At 42.6% G+C, this 14,866-nt stretch carries 13 protein-coding genes; 9 read left to right on the forward strand and 4 right to left on the reverse strand.

Annotated elements, in window-relative coordinates:
• Positions 1 to 149 precede the first annotated feature (149 nt).
• The 3 genes from NIES592_RS04840 to NIES592_RS04850 all read right to left on the reverse strand — a co-directional run bounded on the left by NIES592_RS04840 (position 150) and on the right by NIES592_RS04850 (position 4,585).
• On the reverse strand, positions 150 to 1,508 hold the full coding sequence (locus tag NIES592_RS04840; RefSeq protein WP_256678063.1) for a DUF2079 domain-containing protein: 1,359 nt from the start codon (positions 1,506 to 1,508) through the stop codon (positions 150 to 152).
• A gap of 138 nt (positions 1,509 to 1,646) precedes the next feature.
• Positions 1,647 to 3,029, reverse strand: coding sequence for a DUF2079 domain-containing protein (locus tag NIES592_RS04845; protein WP_073555087.1), 1,383 nt, complete (start codon positions 3,027 to 3,029; stop codon positions 1,647 to 1,649).
• Positions 3,030 to 3,310: 281 nt separating this feature from the next.
• Entirely contained in the window at positions 3,311 to 4,585 is a 1,275-nt protein-coding gene (locus NIES592_RS04850) for a mannosyltransferase family protein (protein ID WP_073555088.1), read from the reverse strand.
• 143 nt (positions 4,586 to 4,728) lie between these two features.
• Here NIES592_RS04850 and NIES592_RS04855 point away from each other — a divergent pair, with 143 nt between their 5' ends.
• The 9 genes from NIES592_RS04855 (at position 4,729) to NIES592_RS04895 (ending at position 13,911) form a co-directional block, all read left to right on the forward strand.
• Positions 4,729 to 5,925: a 1-deoxy-D-xylulose-5-phosphate reductoisomerase gene (locus NIES592_RS04855; protein ID WP_009456040.1), complete on the forward strand. Its 1,197-nt coding sequence runs from the start codon at positions 4,729 to 4,731 to the stop codon at positions 5,923 to 5,925.
• A gap of 527 nt (positions 5,926 to 6,452) precedes the next feature.
• Positions 6,453 to 6,869 carry a phosphomannose isomerase type II C-terminal cupin domain gene (locus tag NIES592_RS04860; protein ID WP_009456041.1) on the forward strand — a complete coding sequence of 139 codons (417 nt, stop codon included), beginning with the start codon at positions 6,453 to 6,455 and terminating at the stop codon, positions 6,867 to 6,869.
• A 178-nt stretch (positions 6,870 to 7,047) separates the two neighbouring features.
• Positions 7,048 to 7,371, forward strand: a complete 324-nt coding sequence (locus NIES592_RS04865) for a HesB/IscA family protein (protein WP_062243018.1) — start codon at positions 7,048 to 7,050, stop codon at positions 7,369 to 7,371.
• Between the two features lie 143 nt (positions 7,372 to 7,514).
• A complete protein-coding gene (gene rpsL, locus NIES592_RS04870; protein WP_009456043.1) occupies positions 7,515 to 7,889 on the forward strand; it encodes a 30S ribosomal protein S12 in 375 nt (124 codons plus the stop codon).
• Between the two features lie 523 nt (positions 7,890 to 8,412).
• On the forward strand, positions 8,413 to 8,883 hold the full coding sequence (rpsG, locus tag NIES592_RS04875; protein ID WP_009456044.1) for a 30S ribosomal protein S7: 471 nt from the start codon (positions 8,413 to 8,415) through the stop codon (positions 8,881 to 8,883).
• Positions 8,884 to 9,032: 149 nt separating this feature from the next.
• Positions 9,033 to 11,111, forward strand: a complete 2,079-nt coding sequence (gene fusA / locus NIES592_RS04880) for an elongation factor G (RefSeq protein ID WP_009456045.1) — start codon at positions 9,033 to 9,035, stop codon at positions 11,109 to 11,111.
• A gap of 22 nt (positions 11,112 to 11,133) precedes the next feature.
• The gene (tuf, locus tag NIES592_RS04885; RefSeq protein ID WP_009456046.1) at positions 11,134 to 12,363 is read left to right on the forward strand and encodes an elongation factor Tu; all 1,230 of its coding nucleotides are present in this window, start codon (positions 11,134 to 11,136) and stop codon (positions 12,361 to 12,363) included.
• A 223-nt stretch (positions 12,364 to 12,586) separates the two neighbouring features.
• A complete protein-coding gene (gene rpsJ / locus NIES592_RS04890) occupies positions 12,587 to 12,904 on the forward strand; it encodes a 30S ribosomal protein S10 (protein WP_008232935.1) in 318 nt (105 codons plus the stop codon).
• 356 nt (positions 12,905 to 13,260) lie between these two features.
• On the forward strand, positions 13,261 to 13,911 hold the full coding sequence (locus NIES592_RS04895) for an LON peptidase substrate-binding domain-containing protein (protein ID WP_009456047.1): 651 nt from the start codon (positions 13,261 to 13,263) through the stop codon (positions 13,909 to 13,911).
• 66 nt (positions 13,912 to 13,977) lie between these two features.
• Here the strand turns inward: NIES592_RS04895 and pheA are convergent, their stop codons facing one another.
• Positions 13,978 to 14,844: a prephenate dehydratase gene (gene pheA, locus NIES592_RS04900; RefSeq protein WP_062243021.1), complete on the reverse strand. Its 867-nt coding sequence runs from the start codon at positions 14,842 to 14,844 to the stop codon at positions 13,978 to 13,980.
• Between the last annotated feature and the right edge of the window lie 22 nt (positions 14,845 to 14,866).

Here is a 14,866-nt window from a genome sequence, read left to right on the forward strand (position 1 = left end):
TGCTTTTAATTATTGGCTTAGAGTTCAAGTCTTCTAAAGACGACTAAAAATTATTTTAATTCACAAATATTGGACTTTGGTTATTAGTCAAAAATGAAGTAGTTCTGCCTATATAAGTTTAGTCGTTACTATCAATTTATAACTAATTTTTATTGAGACCGTTTCACAAATAAATAAACGTCGTCGCGTTGGTAAACTAGTTGAAATAATTGATGATTTTTCAGTTGATTGACTAAGTTGGCAGCAAACTCTGGGTTACGAGTACCATCTGGGTGACGCACGTTTAGCAATATATAATCAAATGGAGTGAAGCTTACGGGCGGGCCACTAATATCATCCACAAATTGAATCATCGGACGGTGGCTTAGATGCGGGGCGATGCTGTGGGTAGTTAAAACAGCACCTTTTGTCTGCACTTGAGCGATCGCTTCGGTTGTTGCTTGCCAATTATCAACTGTTCTGAGATATCGTGACCAAAAATAGCCATATTTTCCTAACACCATAAAAGCCAATAATGCCCACAAAATTATTGCCCTTCTGGTACGTAGCCATCCTTTATCAGCAGCAAGACTGGCAATGACAGCTACTATTAAGAAAGGCAGTATAGGTAAAGAATATTGATGAATTAAGTCACGTTGGGCTGGCTTGTCGGAAAGAATATTCAAAACTAATGCTGGAATTGCACTTACCAAAGGAGTTAAATGTTGAGGTGTAAGTCCCCAAATTAAGGGTGCAACTAATAATGCTAAATATTCCAGCGTCTTGAATGAAAATACCCTCTCTAAAACAATATTTGGCTTCAGCAGAAGATTGCTAGCAATTGCGATCACAGAATCGCCTAAATAGCTGTAACGTGAAACTGCTGCTACCTCACTATTACTAAAAAAGGGAATGATCACTTGGCTAGCAATTAAAAACCAACTGATACCAGCAATCAGGGCGAATGTACCGTAAAAACGCCGTCGTTCAAATACCAGCAACCAAAAACCCATTGCTGTTACCGTCAGCGATAACACGGCTTTACAACCTAAAATAAAAATAGTGCCAAGGCAAAACCACCCTATCTTACCTAACCGTGCTGCCAAAACAACCCCTAGAAATACAGGAATTGCCATTACTTCTGGATGAAATTCAAAGAGATTGACATTAAAAATCAATGGATACAGCAGATAAACTGCTGCCATTGCCACTGCTTGGCTTTGCTTCAGTCCTGCTTGTAGGGCAAGATAATAAGTTGGTACAGCACCCAAAGCCAAAGAAACAGCTTGTACAGCTAATAACCAGTAGGCACTGGGATAAATTTTATACAATAAAGCCAATGGATAGACTGCCCAAGCTGCATGGTTCCCCATGTGATGAAAGCCCAAAAAAGACGAGATAGGCGGCTGTCCTTGGCTGATTAAGTAAACAACCTGATCGTAAATTCCCAGATCCAGAACTCCTGACTGATACAGTGTATGCCTGATACTGCTGCACGCAAATAACAATAGGGCACTGATGACAGTCATCCAACCTATGATGCCAAGCTGAAAAAGTTGTTTTTTCACTCCTTGTAAACAGTAAAAAAAGATTGTTAATATTTTCTTAACCTAATTATTTTACAATTTTCTGGAGAAAAGACAGAATTAAAGACATTTAAGTTTCAATTAACTCGTTTTATCTCTAACAGAAGAGTTTTTCACAAATAAATAAACTTCATCTTGCTGATAGCTGAGTTGAAACTGTTTAGTATTTTTGAGTTGATTGACCAAATTGATCGCAAAACCGCGATTACTCAGCCAACCAGGATGACGCGCATTTAAGAGTATATATTCAAATTTTGTCAGATCTGCTGGTGGCGAATTTGCATCTGTAAACTCGATCAGTGGGCGATGGGTTAAATGAGAGGCGATTTCGGCAGTAGTATAAACACCTGCTTGAGTTTGAACTTGGGCGATCGCTTGCCGTGTCGCTTGCCAAGTATCCAACGAATCCAGATAAATTGTCCAGAAATAACCGTATTTTCCTAAAGCAAAAAAAGCTACTAAAGACCAGAGGATAATTTTTCTTGGTTTTTGTATCCATCCTTGCCCAGCAGCTAGGGTTTGGATGACGACCACTAACAAAAAAGGTAAGATTGGAAGAGAATACTGATGCACCAAGTTTCTTTGTTGACTAGCATCAGCGAGAATATTCAACATTAGTGTGGGAATCGCACCAATCAAGGGTAGCAGATGTCGAGGTGCAATTCCCCAAATCACTGGTGCAAACAGTAAAGCTAAATATTCTAGAGTATCAAGGGAGAAAATTTTTCCCAGGGCTAAGCTTGGATTGAACAGCAGATTCTGGACTACTTCACCAAAGGAATTCCCCAGGTAGCTATAGCGTGAAATGTGGCGAGTGACTGAAGCTGCTTCCCCACCGAAAAAAGGAATGATTGCTTTGGTTGTGATCGCAAACCAAACGATACCACTGAGTAAGGCGATCGCACCACAAAACCGCCTTTTTTCAAATAGCAGTAGCCAGACTCCCATGGCTGCAACTGTGAGAGACAATACTGCTTTACATCCCAACACCAAGAAGATACTGAAACAAAACCAGCCAAATTTTCCCAAACGAGCAGCTAAAATTGCTCCTAAGAGTGCAGGTAAGGCTATGACTTCTGGGTGAAAGTCATACAGATTAACGTTAAATACCAATGGATATAACAGATAGACTACTGCGATCGCTGTTGCTTGGTCCGTTGTGAGTCCAGCTTGACGCGCGATCAAATTGGTAAACAGCGCACCTGATGCTAAGGCGATTGCCTGCACAAGCAACAACCAGTAAACAGTAGGATAGATTTTGTAAAGTAAAGCTAATGGATAGAAAATTATAGCGGCATGATCCCCAAGAATGTGAAACCCCAAAAACGAGGAAATAGGGGGCTTTCCTTGGCTAATCAAGTAGACGGCTTGATCAAAAATTCCCAAATCCCAGGCGGCTGAGTGAAACAGTATATGTCGTAAACTGCTACACCCAAATAACATTAAGGCACTCGCGAAAGTCATGCAACCAACAGTGCCAAGCCGAAAAGGTAATGTTTTCACTGGTTATTGGTTAGTTGTTGATGGTTGTTTGTTGATTGTTGGTTGTTAGTGGTTAGTGGGTAGAAACGAGATATTCCTCGCGTCTCTACATTAGTGGTTAGTGTTTAGTTATTTACTCCTCACACTCCTCATACTCCACCCTACGGGAAGCCGCGCAAAGCGCGTCTACATATTACTCATACTCCTCATACTCCTCACACTCCTCATACTCCTCTACTCCTCATACTCCTTATACCTCCCCATCACCCTACCCAAAGTTCCTGGGCAAACCGCACAGAGAAGCTGGCGAGTAAAATTGTGAAGAAGCATAAGGTTAAGTATCCGTAACGAGGATAGCGAGACAATAACACACCAAGGGCGATACTGAATGACACAATGCCGTAAGCAATGCGACTAAGTGACCAAGTACCACCAGAGGCAAAAATTAATCCCAAACCACAAAAACCGTAGATTACCGTGATTGGGGTCAATTTTGTGCGGAAATGCCATAACAAGTAAGCACTACCTAAAACCGAAATAGTGTTCAGCAGAGGGTCGCCTGCTAGTATCCATAAAAGTAAAAATAAAACTGCAAATCCGTAATCTGCATTCGCCGCACCCAAGCGTTGGCGATCGCGCCAAATCAAAAAACCAACAATAATGATCGCAGCAAATAATAGCGGATGCAGGGGATATTTAATCCAGCCATATTTCCAATTAGCTGTACCTACTGTAATTTGCATCAGCATTTTCCACCAACCTTGCCAATCAAATCCCACAGTTGAACGCCAGCCTTTTTGGGCATGAATAAATGCCAGAGGATCACCAAACTGGATGTGACAATACAGGCTGAATAGTAGTATGCCACCAGAAGTAGCTAAACCAGCAAGATAAGCAATAGGCAATCGCTTTTGTTGCCAAGCAGCAATTAAAAAAGCTGGGAGCAATGCTAATCCTGTGGGACGTGTCGCTGTTGCCATTGCCCCACAAATGGCAGTCCAAGTGTATTGCTGTTGATCAAAAGCCTGTAAAGCAGCCGTACTCAAAAATAAATACAGTCCTTCAGTATAAATTACTGCTGTAAACATTGATAGCGGACACCATGCCAGTACAGCTGTTGCCCATCTTGCTTCCTGGTGATTGTGAAATTTTTTGATCCAAAAGTACACACAGTAAAGTGTGGCTAAAAAAGCAGCATTGTTTACTATTACCCCTGCGATTTCAAATGGCAAGCCAAAATTCATCATTCCCCGCACAATTAGAGGAAATAAGGGGAAAAAGGCTACATTGTGTCCCTTACCATCATTGAGGTATTCATACCCTAAGATAGCGATGTTACGGTAATGAACACTATCCCAAGCATCAAAAACCCCCCAGCCAAAAATTGCGTCTTTTCCTCCCGGCGGTGCATCTAAAAGAGGAGCAAGCAATAACATGGCACTCCAAATCACCAGCCTGCTGGTTAGCCAGATTGTAATGGGAAATAGAAAATCATTTTTCAATAAATATTTACTGATAGCTAATTCCTTTTGAGCCATAAGTTTCATTTATGAGTTAAGTGAGATATGTAGTCTCAAAAATCAAGTAAATATTTCTTCATCCTTCATCCTTCACCCTTCATCCTTTATCTGAGAGTCCCAAGCAATTTAAGATTGAGTTGTCTGTCGATCCCTAAATAATTGTGAAAGCAATAACTCTTGTTGGTTCTACTGGCTCTATTGGTACTCAAACCTTAGATATTGTCGCTAATAACCCCGATAAGTTTCGGATTGTTGGCTTAGCGGCTGGGAATAATGTGGAATTGTTAGCTGCCCAAATTCGGCAGTTTCGACCGAGTATAGCAGCGATTTGTGCAGAGGAAAAATTACCAGCACTCAAGGAAGCAATCGCAGATCTTGATCCCCAACCAATTCTCATGGCTGGTGATGCGGGAATTGTGGAAGTTGCTCGTTACGGTGATGCCCAAACTGTTGTCACAGGTATTGTTGGCTGTGCAGGATTATTACCCACTATTGCCGCCATTGAAGCTGGTAAGGATATCGCCTTAGCTAACAAAGAAACTCTCATTGCTGGCGGTCCTGTTGTTCTGCCTCTGATTGAGAAACATGGTATAAAATTATTACCAGCAGATTCTGAACATTCGGCGATATTTCAGTGTTTACAAGGTGTACCACAAGGCGGCTTGCGAAAGATTATACTCACAGCTTCCGGTGGCGCTTTCCGCGATTGGCCTACAGAAAAATTAGCAGAAGTGACTGTTGCTGATGCCCTGAAACATCCCAATTGGTCAATGGGGCGGAAAATTACTGTAGACTCAGCCACTTTGATGAATAAGGGATTGGAAGTAATTGAAGCTCATTTTTTGTTTGGCTTGGATTATGAGGATATTGAGATTGTCATCCATCCCCAAAGTATTATTCACTCTTTAATAGAACTTCAAGATACTTCGGTGTTAGCTCAACTCGGCTGGCCTGATATGCGTTTACCTTTGCTCTATGCTTTATCTTGGCCGGAACGCATTTACACCGACTGGGAAAGATTAAATTTGGTCAAAGCTGGCAATTTGACCTTCCGGGAACCAGACCACCAGAAGTATCCTTGTATGCAGTTGGCTTATGCTGCTGGTAAAGCTGGTGGTTCTATGCCTGCTGTTTTGAATGCGGCAAATGAACAAGCCGTAGCATTATTTTTGTCAGAAAAAATTAGTTATTTAGATATTGCCCGGTGCATCGAATCGGTGTGCGATCGCTTCTCATCCAACAACCGTCCAAATCCCACTTTAGACGACATTTTGCTTGCCGATCAATGGGCTAGACAAGAAGTTTTGACTGCCACTAAAAATTTAGAATCTCGCTCACATATAATTTCCTTACGATAACCAATAACAAACTCTAATTAGTCAGCGTTCAGTCTCATACTGAACGCTGATACTAATCAGCATATTTTCATATATTTCATTTCCTTACATCAGAAGTATTCCCACCAGTTTTCTTTTGATACCAATCTTTTCATGCAAAAGCGATCGCAAATGGTCAGCAATCCCAAGACAAAACAAAAGATGAGACGGGGAAGATTCAAACAAACAGGGAGATAAATAAAAGTGTCTCCCTTGTCTGGTTTGTCTCCCTTGTTTGGTTCGTCCTCCAAGTCGTCCCCCTTGTCGTTGATCCTCTATCTCCGTTCCCTTAATTTAAAGCTAACCAAAAGTTGCCTCCTTATTTGATGAAGACTTGATATAGATACGTTAGTGATCGCAGTCATTGATTACACCCTAGACAGTGATTTTGCTATGTTTGGCAGGTGTGGGCTAGATTGCTGATTTATACGGTTGCAACATAGCGCCATATTTTTACATCAATGGTTAAGAGTAATAACGGTTTTGTTATGTCTCCAAACGAGGTAACTATGGCTCAATACCAAGAAACAACACAAACTAATGCGCTGCCTTTGCCTTCAGCTATTACTAGGGGTGTTGCAGCAACAGAACTGCGCCCTTGGGGTTCTTTTACAGTTTTGGAAGAAGGGCGTGGTTATAAAATTAAGCGTATCGAAGTCAAACCTGGACATCGGCTAAGTCTACAAATGCACCATCACCGCAGCGAACACTGGATAGTTGTTTCTGGTACAGCGAAGGTAGTTTGTGGTGATCAAGAAGTGTTGTTGGGCAATAATCAGTCTACGTATGTACCCCAATGTACAGCCCATCGTTTGGAGAATCCTGGTGTAATTCCTTTGGTTTTAATTGAAGTACAAAACGGAGAATACTTAGGCGAAGATGATATTATCCGTTTTCAAGACGATTATGCTCGTACTGGAGATTAAAGCCACAACATTCATGTACTAGATTCATTTACTCACAAATGAGGTGGGGCAGTGGGGAGGTGCAGAGAATATGACAAGTGTGAGGAGTAGTAAACAACCACCAACCACCAACCACCAACCATTCACTAAATACATGTAATATTTTTAAGATCAAGCTTTTAATTCCCAGACCAATACTATGATTTATCTGAGTCCAGCAGCCGCAAGTGAAATTAAAAGATTAAAATCTAAGCAGCAATCAAATTTATTGTTTCGGTTGGCAGTTAAACTCGGTGGTTGTTCTGGTCGGTATTATGAGATGTGTTTTGATGAAATTGCTTCATCAGGCGATCGCACCTTTGAATGTGAGGGCATTCCAGTAGTCATAGATGCTGAAAGCCTTAACTACGTTGATGGTTTAACCATCGATTATTCTGAAGATCTCATGGGTGGTGCTTTTCGCTTTTATAATCCTCAAGCAATTGCTAGTTGTGGCTGTGGTAATTCATTTGCTATTGGTTAATTGTTGGTAGTTGGTAGTTGATGGTTATTCCAAACAACAAACAACAATTAACAAATTTCTATTGACTCTTCATACCTAAAAAAGGTATAATCAGGGTTTGTTGTCAAAAGTTAAACTATAAGCAGCTTCACGCGCTGTAACTCATGCCCACAATACAGCAGCTAATACGTAACGAACGCGAAAAAGCGCGTCAGAAAACCAAGTCCCCAGCTCTGAAACAATGCCCACAACGTCGGGGCGTTTGTACCAGGGTATACACGACCACACCGAAAAAACCGAACTCGGCTCTGCGTAAAGTCGCAAGGGTAAGACTGACATCTGGATTTGAAGTCACAGCCTACATTCCAGGAATTGGTCATAACTTGCAAGAACACTCTGTTGTGATGATTCGTGGCGGTCGGGTTAAGGACTTACCAGGCGTGAGATACCACATTATTCGTGGCACTTTAGATACAGCCGGAGTCAAAGACCGCAAACAAGGTCGTTCCAAGTATGGAACCAAACGTCCAAAACAATAGAGAAGGCGCGATTAATCGCGTTTCTACTCGATTAATCGCGTTTGCTAGCTAATTGTTCCAAGTAAAGTCAGTGATAAAATTTAAATTGGTTCGGTGCAAATACACGAGAATCAATTTCATCGTAGCTAGTTGCAGTCCCAAAGTATCCTGAGGGATTAAGGCTATGTAAATCAGAACGTAAGACCTGAATGAAGGTAATAACTCACAGGCGGTTTAAATCAAGCAACTAGCATCTATGAATCAAATGTGAGAGTCAAAAAAATCAAGTTACATTTGTAATGCCTCCTACATCCTATTGGCTCTGAGTGTAGGAATTTTTTAGAATGCTATTAGCGACACAGCATTTTAAATAGGTTTTCATTAGCTATTAAATTAGCTATTAAGGTATATAATTGTTGTCGCCTTGTATGTCTAGTTGAGGGCAGCAAGTTATATAGGTTCAGGGTCATTGCTATTTTAGTAATGAAAAACTGCCTATAAATAAATCATCTAGTAGCTAAATCCAGAAATTTAAGGTTGAATTATGTCTCGTCGTGGTGTTACTCAAAAGCGCCCAGTTCCACCTGACTCTGTTTATAACAGTCGCTTAGTAAGCATGATGATCCGTCGTGTAATGCGTAGCGGCAAAAAATCACTGGCCGCGCGGATTGTTTATGATGCGATGAAAAATATCGAGGAAAGAACCGGAAGCGATCCGTTGGAAACATTTGAAAGAGCAGTGCGGAATGCAACGCCCTTGGTAGAAGTAAAAGCTCGACGAGTAGGCGGTGCGACCTATCAAGTTCCAATGGAAGTACGCGCAGAACGCGGCACAAGTTTGGCATTGCGTTGGCTAGTACAGTTTTCTAGATCTAGACCTGGTCGGACAATGGCTGGCAGACTCGCTCAAGAATTGATGGATGCTGCCAACGAAACTGGTAGTTCAATTCGTAAGCGTGAAGAAACTCATCGGATGGCAGAAGCAAATAAAGCCTTTGCACACTATCGCTACTAAATGTAGGAACGCGCCGCTTGCGCGTTTCTACAGAAACAAAAGTATATCGTGGTATTTACTAAAAGAAAAAGACGGTTTACCGAAAAGATAGAATCTTAACAAAGTGTAATATACAAGATATCATGAGGCGAAAAGTATAGGAGGCAGCTGTGGCACGTACGAACCCGCTAGAAAAAGTACGCAATATCGGTATTGCGGCGCATATAGATGCGGGCAAGACAACAACAACAGAGAGAATTTTATTTTACTCTGGCATAATTCATAAAATAGGTGAAGTCCATGAGGGAACCGCTGTCACTGACTGGATGGATCAGGAGCGAGAGCGGGGAATTACTATTACAGCTGCTGCCATTAGCACCAGTTGGAGAGATCATCAAATAAACATTATCGACACTCCAGGACACGTAGACTTCACAATTGAAGTAGAACGTTCCATGCGGGTTTTGGATGGTGTAATCACAGTTTTATGTTCTGTAGGTGGTGTGCAGCCGCAAACAGAAACAGTATGGCGGCAAGCGGATCGCTACAAGGTTCCGCGTATTGTCTTTGTTAACAAGATGGATCGCACGGGCGCGAACTTCTACAAAGTTTACGAACAAGTGCGCGATCGCTTGCGGGCTAATGCTATTCCTATTCAACTGCCTATTGGTAGCGAAAGTGATTTCCTGGGTCTGGTTGATCTAGTGAAGATGCGGGCGTATATCTACACCAACGACCAAGGAACAGACATCAAGGAAGAGGATGTTCCCGCAGACATGCAGGAACTGGTTGAAGAGTACCGTACCAAATTAATTGAAGCGGTAGCTGAAACCGATGACGACTTGATGACCAAGTACTTTGAAGGTGAGGAACTCACAGAGGAAGAAATCCGTACTGCTCTGCGTAAAGGCACCATTGCTGGTACGATTGTGCCCATGCTTTGTGGTTCTGCCTTCAAAAACAAAGGTGTACAGTTACTATTGGATGCAGTAGTAGATTACCTGCCTGCCCCCCCTGACGTACCTGCAATTCAAGGTACACTGCCCAATGGCGAAACAGTGGAACGTCATGCTGACGACAATGAACCCTTGGCAGCACTTGCCTTCAAGATTATGGCTGACCCTTACGGTCGTCTGACTTTCGTTCGAGTTTATTCTGGCGTTTTGAAAAAGGGTAGCTACGTCCTGAACGCCACCAAGAACAAGAAAGAAAGGATTTCTCGTTTGGTGGTCTTAAAGGCAGATGAGCGGATTGACGTAGATGAACTTAGAGCAGGTGATTTGGGAGCCGCACTAGGTTTGAAAGAGACTTTAACAGGTGACACCCTCACTGATGAGAATTCGCCAGTAATTTTGGAATCTCTGTTCATTCCAGAGCCTGTAATCTCGGTAGCGGTTGAACCCAAAACCAAAAACGACATGGACAAGTTGTCCAAAGCTCTACAATCTCTCTCCGAAGAAGATCCGACCTTCCGTGTGAACGTTGATCCGGAAACCAACCAAACCGTGATTGCTGGAATGGGAGAGTTGCACCTAGAAATTCTGGTAGACCGGATGTTGCGGGAATTCAAGGTAGAAGCGAATGTTGGTGCACCACAAGTAGCTTACCGCGAAACTATTCGCAAGCCAGTCAGCAGAGTAGAAGGTAAATTTATCCGCCAAAGCGGTGGTAAAGGTCAGTATGGTCATGTAGTAATTGACCTAGAGCCAGGAGAACCAGGAAGCGGCTTTGAATTCGTCTCCAAAATTGTTGGTGGTGCTGTACCAAAAGAGTACATCTCGCCAGTAGAAGCAGGTATGAAAGAAACCTGTGAATCGGGTATTCTAGCTGGATATCCGCTCATTGACGTCAAAGCAACCCTGGTTGATGGGTCTTACCATGAAGTGGACTCCTCGGAAATGGCCTTCAAAATCGCTGGCTCAATGGCAATGAGAGAAGCTGCAATGAAAGCTTCACCCGTCCTTTTAGAGCCTATGATGAAAGTTGAGGTTGAAGTTCCCGAAAACTTCCTTGGGGATGTGATGGGCGACCTCAATTCCCGTCGCGGGCAGATTGAGGGGATGGGTTCCGAGCAAGGTATTGCCAAAGTGACTGCTAAAGTCCCATTGGCAGAAATGTTTGGGTACGCCACTGACATCCGGTCGAAGACCCAAGGTCGAGGCATATTCTCGATGGAATTTAGCCACTACGATGAAGTGCCTCGCAACGTGGCTGAGGCAATCATAGCTAAAAGCAAAGGGAACGCTTAATTAAAAAAGGAAACGAGCATTCATGGCACGCGCAAAGTTTGAAAGGACTAAACCCCACGTTAATATCGGCACTATTGGCCACGTTGACCACGGTAAAACCACATTAACAGCAGCTATCACTATGACTTTGGCTGCGATCGGTAAGGCTACCGGTAAAGGTTACGACCAAATCGATAACGCACCCGAAGAAAAAGCGCGGGGTATTACTATTAATACCGCTCACGTTGAGTATGAAACCGACAATCGTCACTATGCTCACGTGGACTGTCCCGGACATGCTGACTATGTGAAGAATATGATCACTGGTGCGGCGCAGATGGATGGTGCAATCCTGGTGGTTTCCGCAGCAGATGGCCCAATGCCCCAAACCCGTGAACACATTCTACTAGCACGCCAGGTGGGTGTACCCAACCTAGTTGTCTTCTTAAACAAAGAAGACATGGTGGATGACGAAGAATTGTTGGAACTGGTAGAGTTGGAAGTTCGTGAACTACTTTCCAGCTACGATTTTCCTGGTGATGACATCCCTGTGATCAAAGGTTCTGGTCTACAAGCTCTGGAACAAATGACAGCTAACCCGAAAACACAACGGGGTGAAAACAAGTGGGTAGATAAAATCTACGAACTGATGGATGCTGTAGATTCTTACATCCCCACACCAGAGCGTGATGTTGATAAGCCCTTTTTGATGGCTGTAGAAGACGTATTCTCAATTACAGGTCGTGGTACAGTAGCCACCGGACGTATTGAACGGGGTAAAGTCAAAATCGGCGACAACGTGGAGTTGGTTGGTATTAAACCAACTCGTGCCACCACCGTTACTGGTATCGAGATGTTCAAGAAGAGTCTCGAAGAAGGTATAGCTGGAGATAACGCTGGTATACTGTTGCGCGGTATCCAAAAAACCGATATTGAACGGGGCATGGTAATCGCTAAGCCTGGTTCTATCACTCCTCATACTGAATTTGAAGGAGAAGTATACGTTCTGACTGAGAAAGAAGGTGGTCGTAAAACTCCTTTCTTTGCAGGTTATCGTCCCCAGTTCTATGTACGGACAACCGACGTAACTGGTACTATCAAGACCTTTACCTCTGATGATGGCAGTGCCGCAGAAATGGTGATGCCCGGAGACCGGATCAAGATGACAGTGGAACTGATCAGCCCGATCGCTATCGAACAAGGAATGCGCTTCGCTATCCGTGAAGGTGGTCGTACCATCGGTGCTGGCGTCGTTTCCAAGATTATCAAATAGCATCTGTTGATCTTGATTAAACAAGGAGCAGAGCTGGTATAATACCTCTCTGCTCCTTTATATTCCCCCAATAAAATTTTGGATTTTGGATTTTAGATTCAATCCAAAATCTGTATTGAAAAGCTTTGAAGTTCTCTCCGCGACGCTGCGCGAACGCCGGAAGCCCTAGCTCAAACTTTTCGCAAAATCTAAAATCTCTAGAACAGAACCAGGACAACCGAAAATGGCTACTTTGCAGCAGCAAAAGATTAGAATTCGCTTACAGGCATTTGACCGTCGCTTACTAGACACATCTTGCGAGAAGATAGTAGATACTGCAAACCGTACCAATGCCACAGCGATAGGACCTATTCCCTTACCCACAAAACGCCGGATCTACTGTGTGCTGCGATCGCCACACGTGGATAAAGATTCACGAGAACACTTTGAAACCCGCACCCATCGCCGCATTATTGATATTTATCAGCCTTCTTCTAAAACTATTGATGCTTTGATGAAACTGGATTTGCCTTCAGGTGTGGATATTGAAGTAAAACTCTAAATTGGTTGGTAGTTGATAGTTGTTTGTTGGTTGGATGTCCCAAATCGAATTAACCCCCTTAATCCCCCCGAAACGGGGAAATCTTACTCGCTCCCCATCGGGGAAGGTTGAGGAGGGGTGATTTTTATTTTTGCAAGAAGTCTATTGTTTTCATCCAAACAACAACCAACAAGCAACAATGAACAAATAAATGTGTGAATATTTACCTTGCCCTGAAAGATATATCTTCAGGGCTTTTTATTAGCCGGGAAACAGATGATAGAATGTAGACATAGTACGGCAAAAGCAAAAAATAAAAGAATATTTTAAAGAGAATCATCAGATAAAACTTATACCAAAGTCGTAACAAGGTAAAAATGACATCCTCTTCTAAAATTGCCGTTCGTGAGCTACCTCTGTTCCCTTTGTCAGAAGTAGTTTTGTTTCCCACAAAGCAGTTGCCCCTGCACATCTTTGAATTTCGCTACAGAATTATGATGAACACAATTCTGGAAAGCGATCGCAGGTTTGGTGTACTAATGGTCGATCCGGTTAAAGGCATGATCGCAAATGTCGGTTGTTGTGCTGAAATTATTCATTTTCAGCGACTACAAGATGACCGAATGAAAATGATCACTTTGGGACAACAAAGGTTTCGCGTTTTAGAGTATGTGCGCGAAAAGCCTTACCCCGTAGGTTTAGTGGAATGGATTGAAGATCACCCACCTACAAAAGATTTGCGTCCTTTGGCTAACGAACTGAGTCAGTTATTACGAGATGTTGTACGTCTGTCAGCCAAGTTAACTGAACAACAGATCGAACTACCAGAAGATTTACCTGATTTACCTTTAGAATTATCTTACTGGGTAGCAAGTAATCTCTTGGGTGTACCTTTAGAACAGCAAGCGTTACTAGAAATGCAAGACACTGTTGCTCGTTTAGAACGGGAAACAGAAATTTTGACTTCTACTCGTAATCACTTAGCAGCTCGTACTGTTCTCAAAGACACTTTTAATCAGAAGTTGTAAAAGTTGGTAGTTGATTGTTGGTTGTTGTTTGGAACATCCAATCAACAAACAACCAACAACAAACAACTAACCCATAGGCAAAACACCATAACTGCCAAAAATTTTTAGTATTTCTGTGTATTGAGTTAATTCTTGTAAGGCAGATTGCATTTGTAGTTGAGATGTGTCTGCTTCTGCGTCGATAAAAAATAAGTATTCGCCTAGCGATCGCTTTGTCGGACGAGACTCAATTCGACTCAGGTTAATACCTAATTCGGCAAATACTTGTAGTGGCTTCACTAAGGCTCCCGGTACATTAGCACCAACGCTAAAAGCTAGGGAAGTGTGGCTAATCTTGAGAGAAGATTTTTGATAGCTATTAGGCATATCAGCCTGACTTACTACCCAAAAGCGAGTACAGTTTTCTGGGTAATCATTGATGCCATTGACTAGTACGGGTAAATTGTAAAGTTGTGCTGCTCGCTCAGAGGAGATAGCCGCTGCTGTCAAATCTTGCTGGAGTGTTTGCAATGCTTCGGTTGTAGAATTAGCAGGAATTATCTGTACACTTGGAAGAAATTCCTCCAACCATTTTTGGCATTGTGCTAAAGCTTGCGGGTGAGAATAAACTGTTTTGATGCTCTCTAGGCCATGAGCGCAGGAAATTAAGGTATGAATAATTGGTATCACCAAAGCCAACTGAATTTGTAAATTGTCCAGTTGCCATAGGGTGTCCATAGTCATAGTCACACTACCTTCAATCGAATTTTCTACAGGTACGACAGCCTGGTGTACCTGAGATTGGGCAACAGCTCGCAGCGTTTGGGCAATGCTAGGATAAGGACATAAGATAGCCTTCAGTCCTTGATTTTTACTTAACCAATTGACATACAAAAGTGCTGCTTGCTCTGCGTAAGTGCCAGGGGGACCTAAATGTGCGATCGATAAAGTCATGAGGTTTTGTTTAAAATGTAAG

The organism is Fischerella major NIES-592 (assembly GCF_001904645.1).
Taxonomy (GTDB): domain Bacteria; phylum Cyanobacteriota; class Cyanobacteriia; order Cyanobacteriales; family Nostocaceae; genus Fischerella; species Fischerella thermalis.

Coding starts and splice junctions, on each gene's coding strand:
- rpsJ (WP_008232935.1), top strand. CDS start 12,587: ATGGCTACTTTGCAGCAGCAAAAGATTAGAATTCGCTTACAGGCATTT.
- NIES592_RS04840 (WP_256678063.1), bottom strand. CDS start 1,508: ATGACTGTCATCAGTGCCCTATTGTTATTTGCGTGCAGCAGTATCAGG.
- NIES592_RS04865 (WP_062243018.1), top strand. CDS start 7,048: ATGATTTATCTGAGTCCAGCAGCCGCAAGTGAAATTAAAAGATTAAAA.
- NIES592_RS04845 (WP_073555087.1), bottom strand. CDS start 3,029: ATGACTTTCGCGAGTGCCTTAATGTTATTTGGGTGTAGCAGTTTACGA.
- rpsL (WP_009456043.1), top strand. CDS start 7,515: ATGCCCACAATACAGCAGCTAATACGTAACGAACGCGAAAAAGCGCGT.
- NIES592_RS04850 (WP_073555088.1), bottom strand. CDS start 4,585: ATGGCTCAAAAGGAATTAGCTATCAGTAAATATTTATTGAAAAATGAT.
- tuf (WP_009456046.1), top strand. CDS start 11,134: ATGGCACGCGCAAAGTTTGAAAGGACTAAACCCCACGTTAATATCGGC.
- pheA (WP_062243021.1), bottom strand. CDS start 14,844: ATGACTTTATCGATCGCACATTTAGGTCCCCCTGGCACTTACGCAGAG.
- NIES592_RS04895 (WP_009456047.1), top strand. CDS start 13,261: ATGACATCCTCTTCTAAAATTGCCGTTCGTGAGCTACCTCTGTTCCCT.
- rpsG (WP_009456044.1), top strand. CDS start 8,413: ATGTCTCGTCGTGGTGTTACTCAAAAGCGCCCAGTTCCACCTGACTCT.
- NIES592_RS04860 (WP_009456041.1), top strand. CDS start 6,453: ATGGCTCAATACCAAGAAACAACACAAACTAATGCGCTGCCTTTGCCT.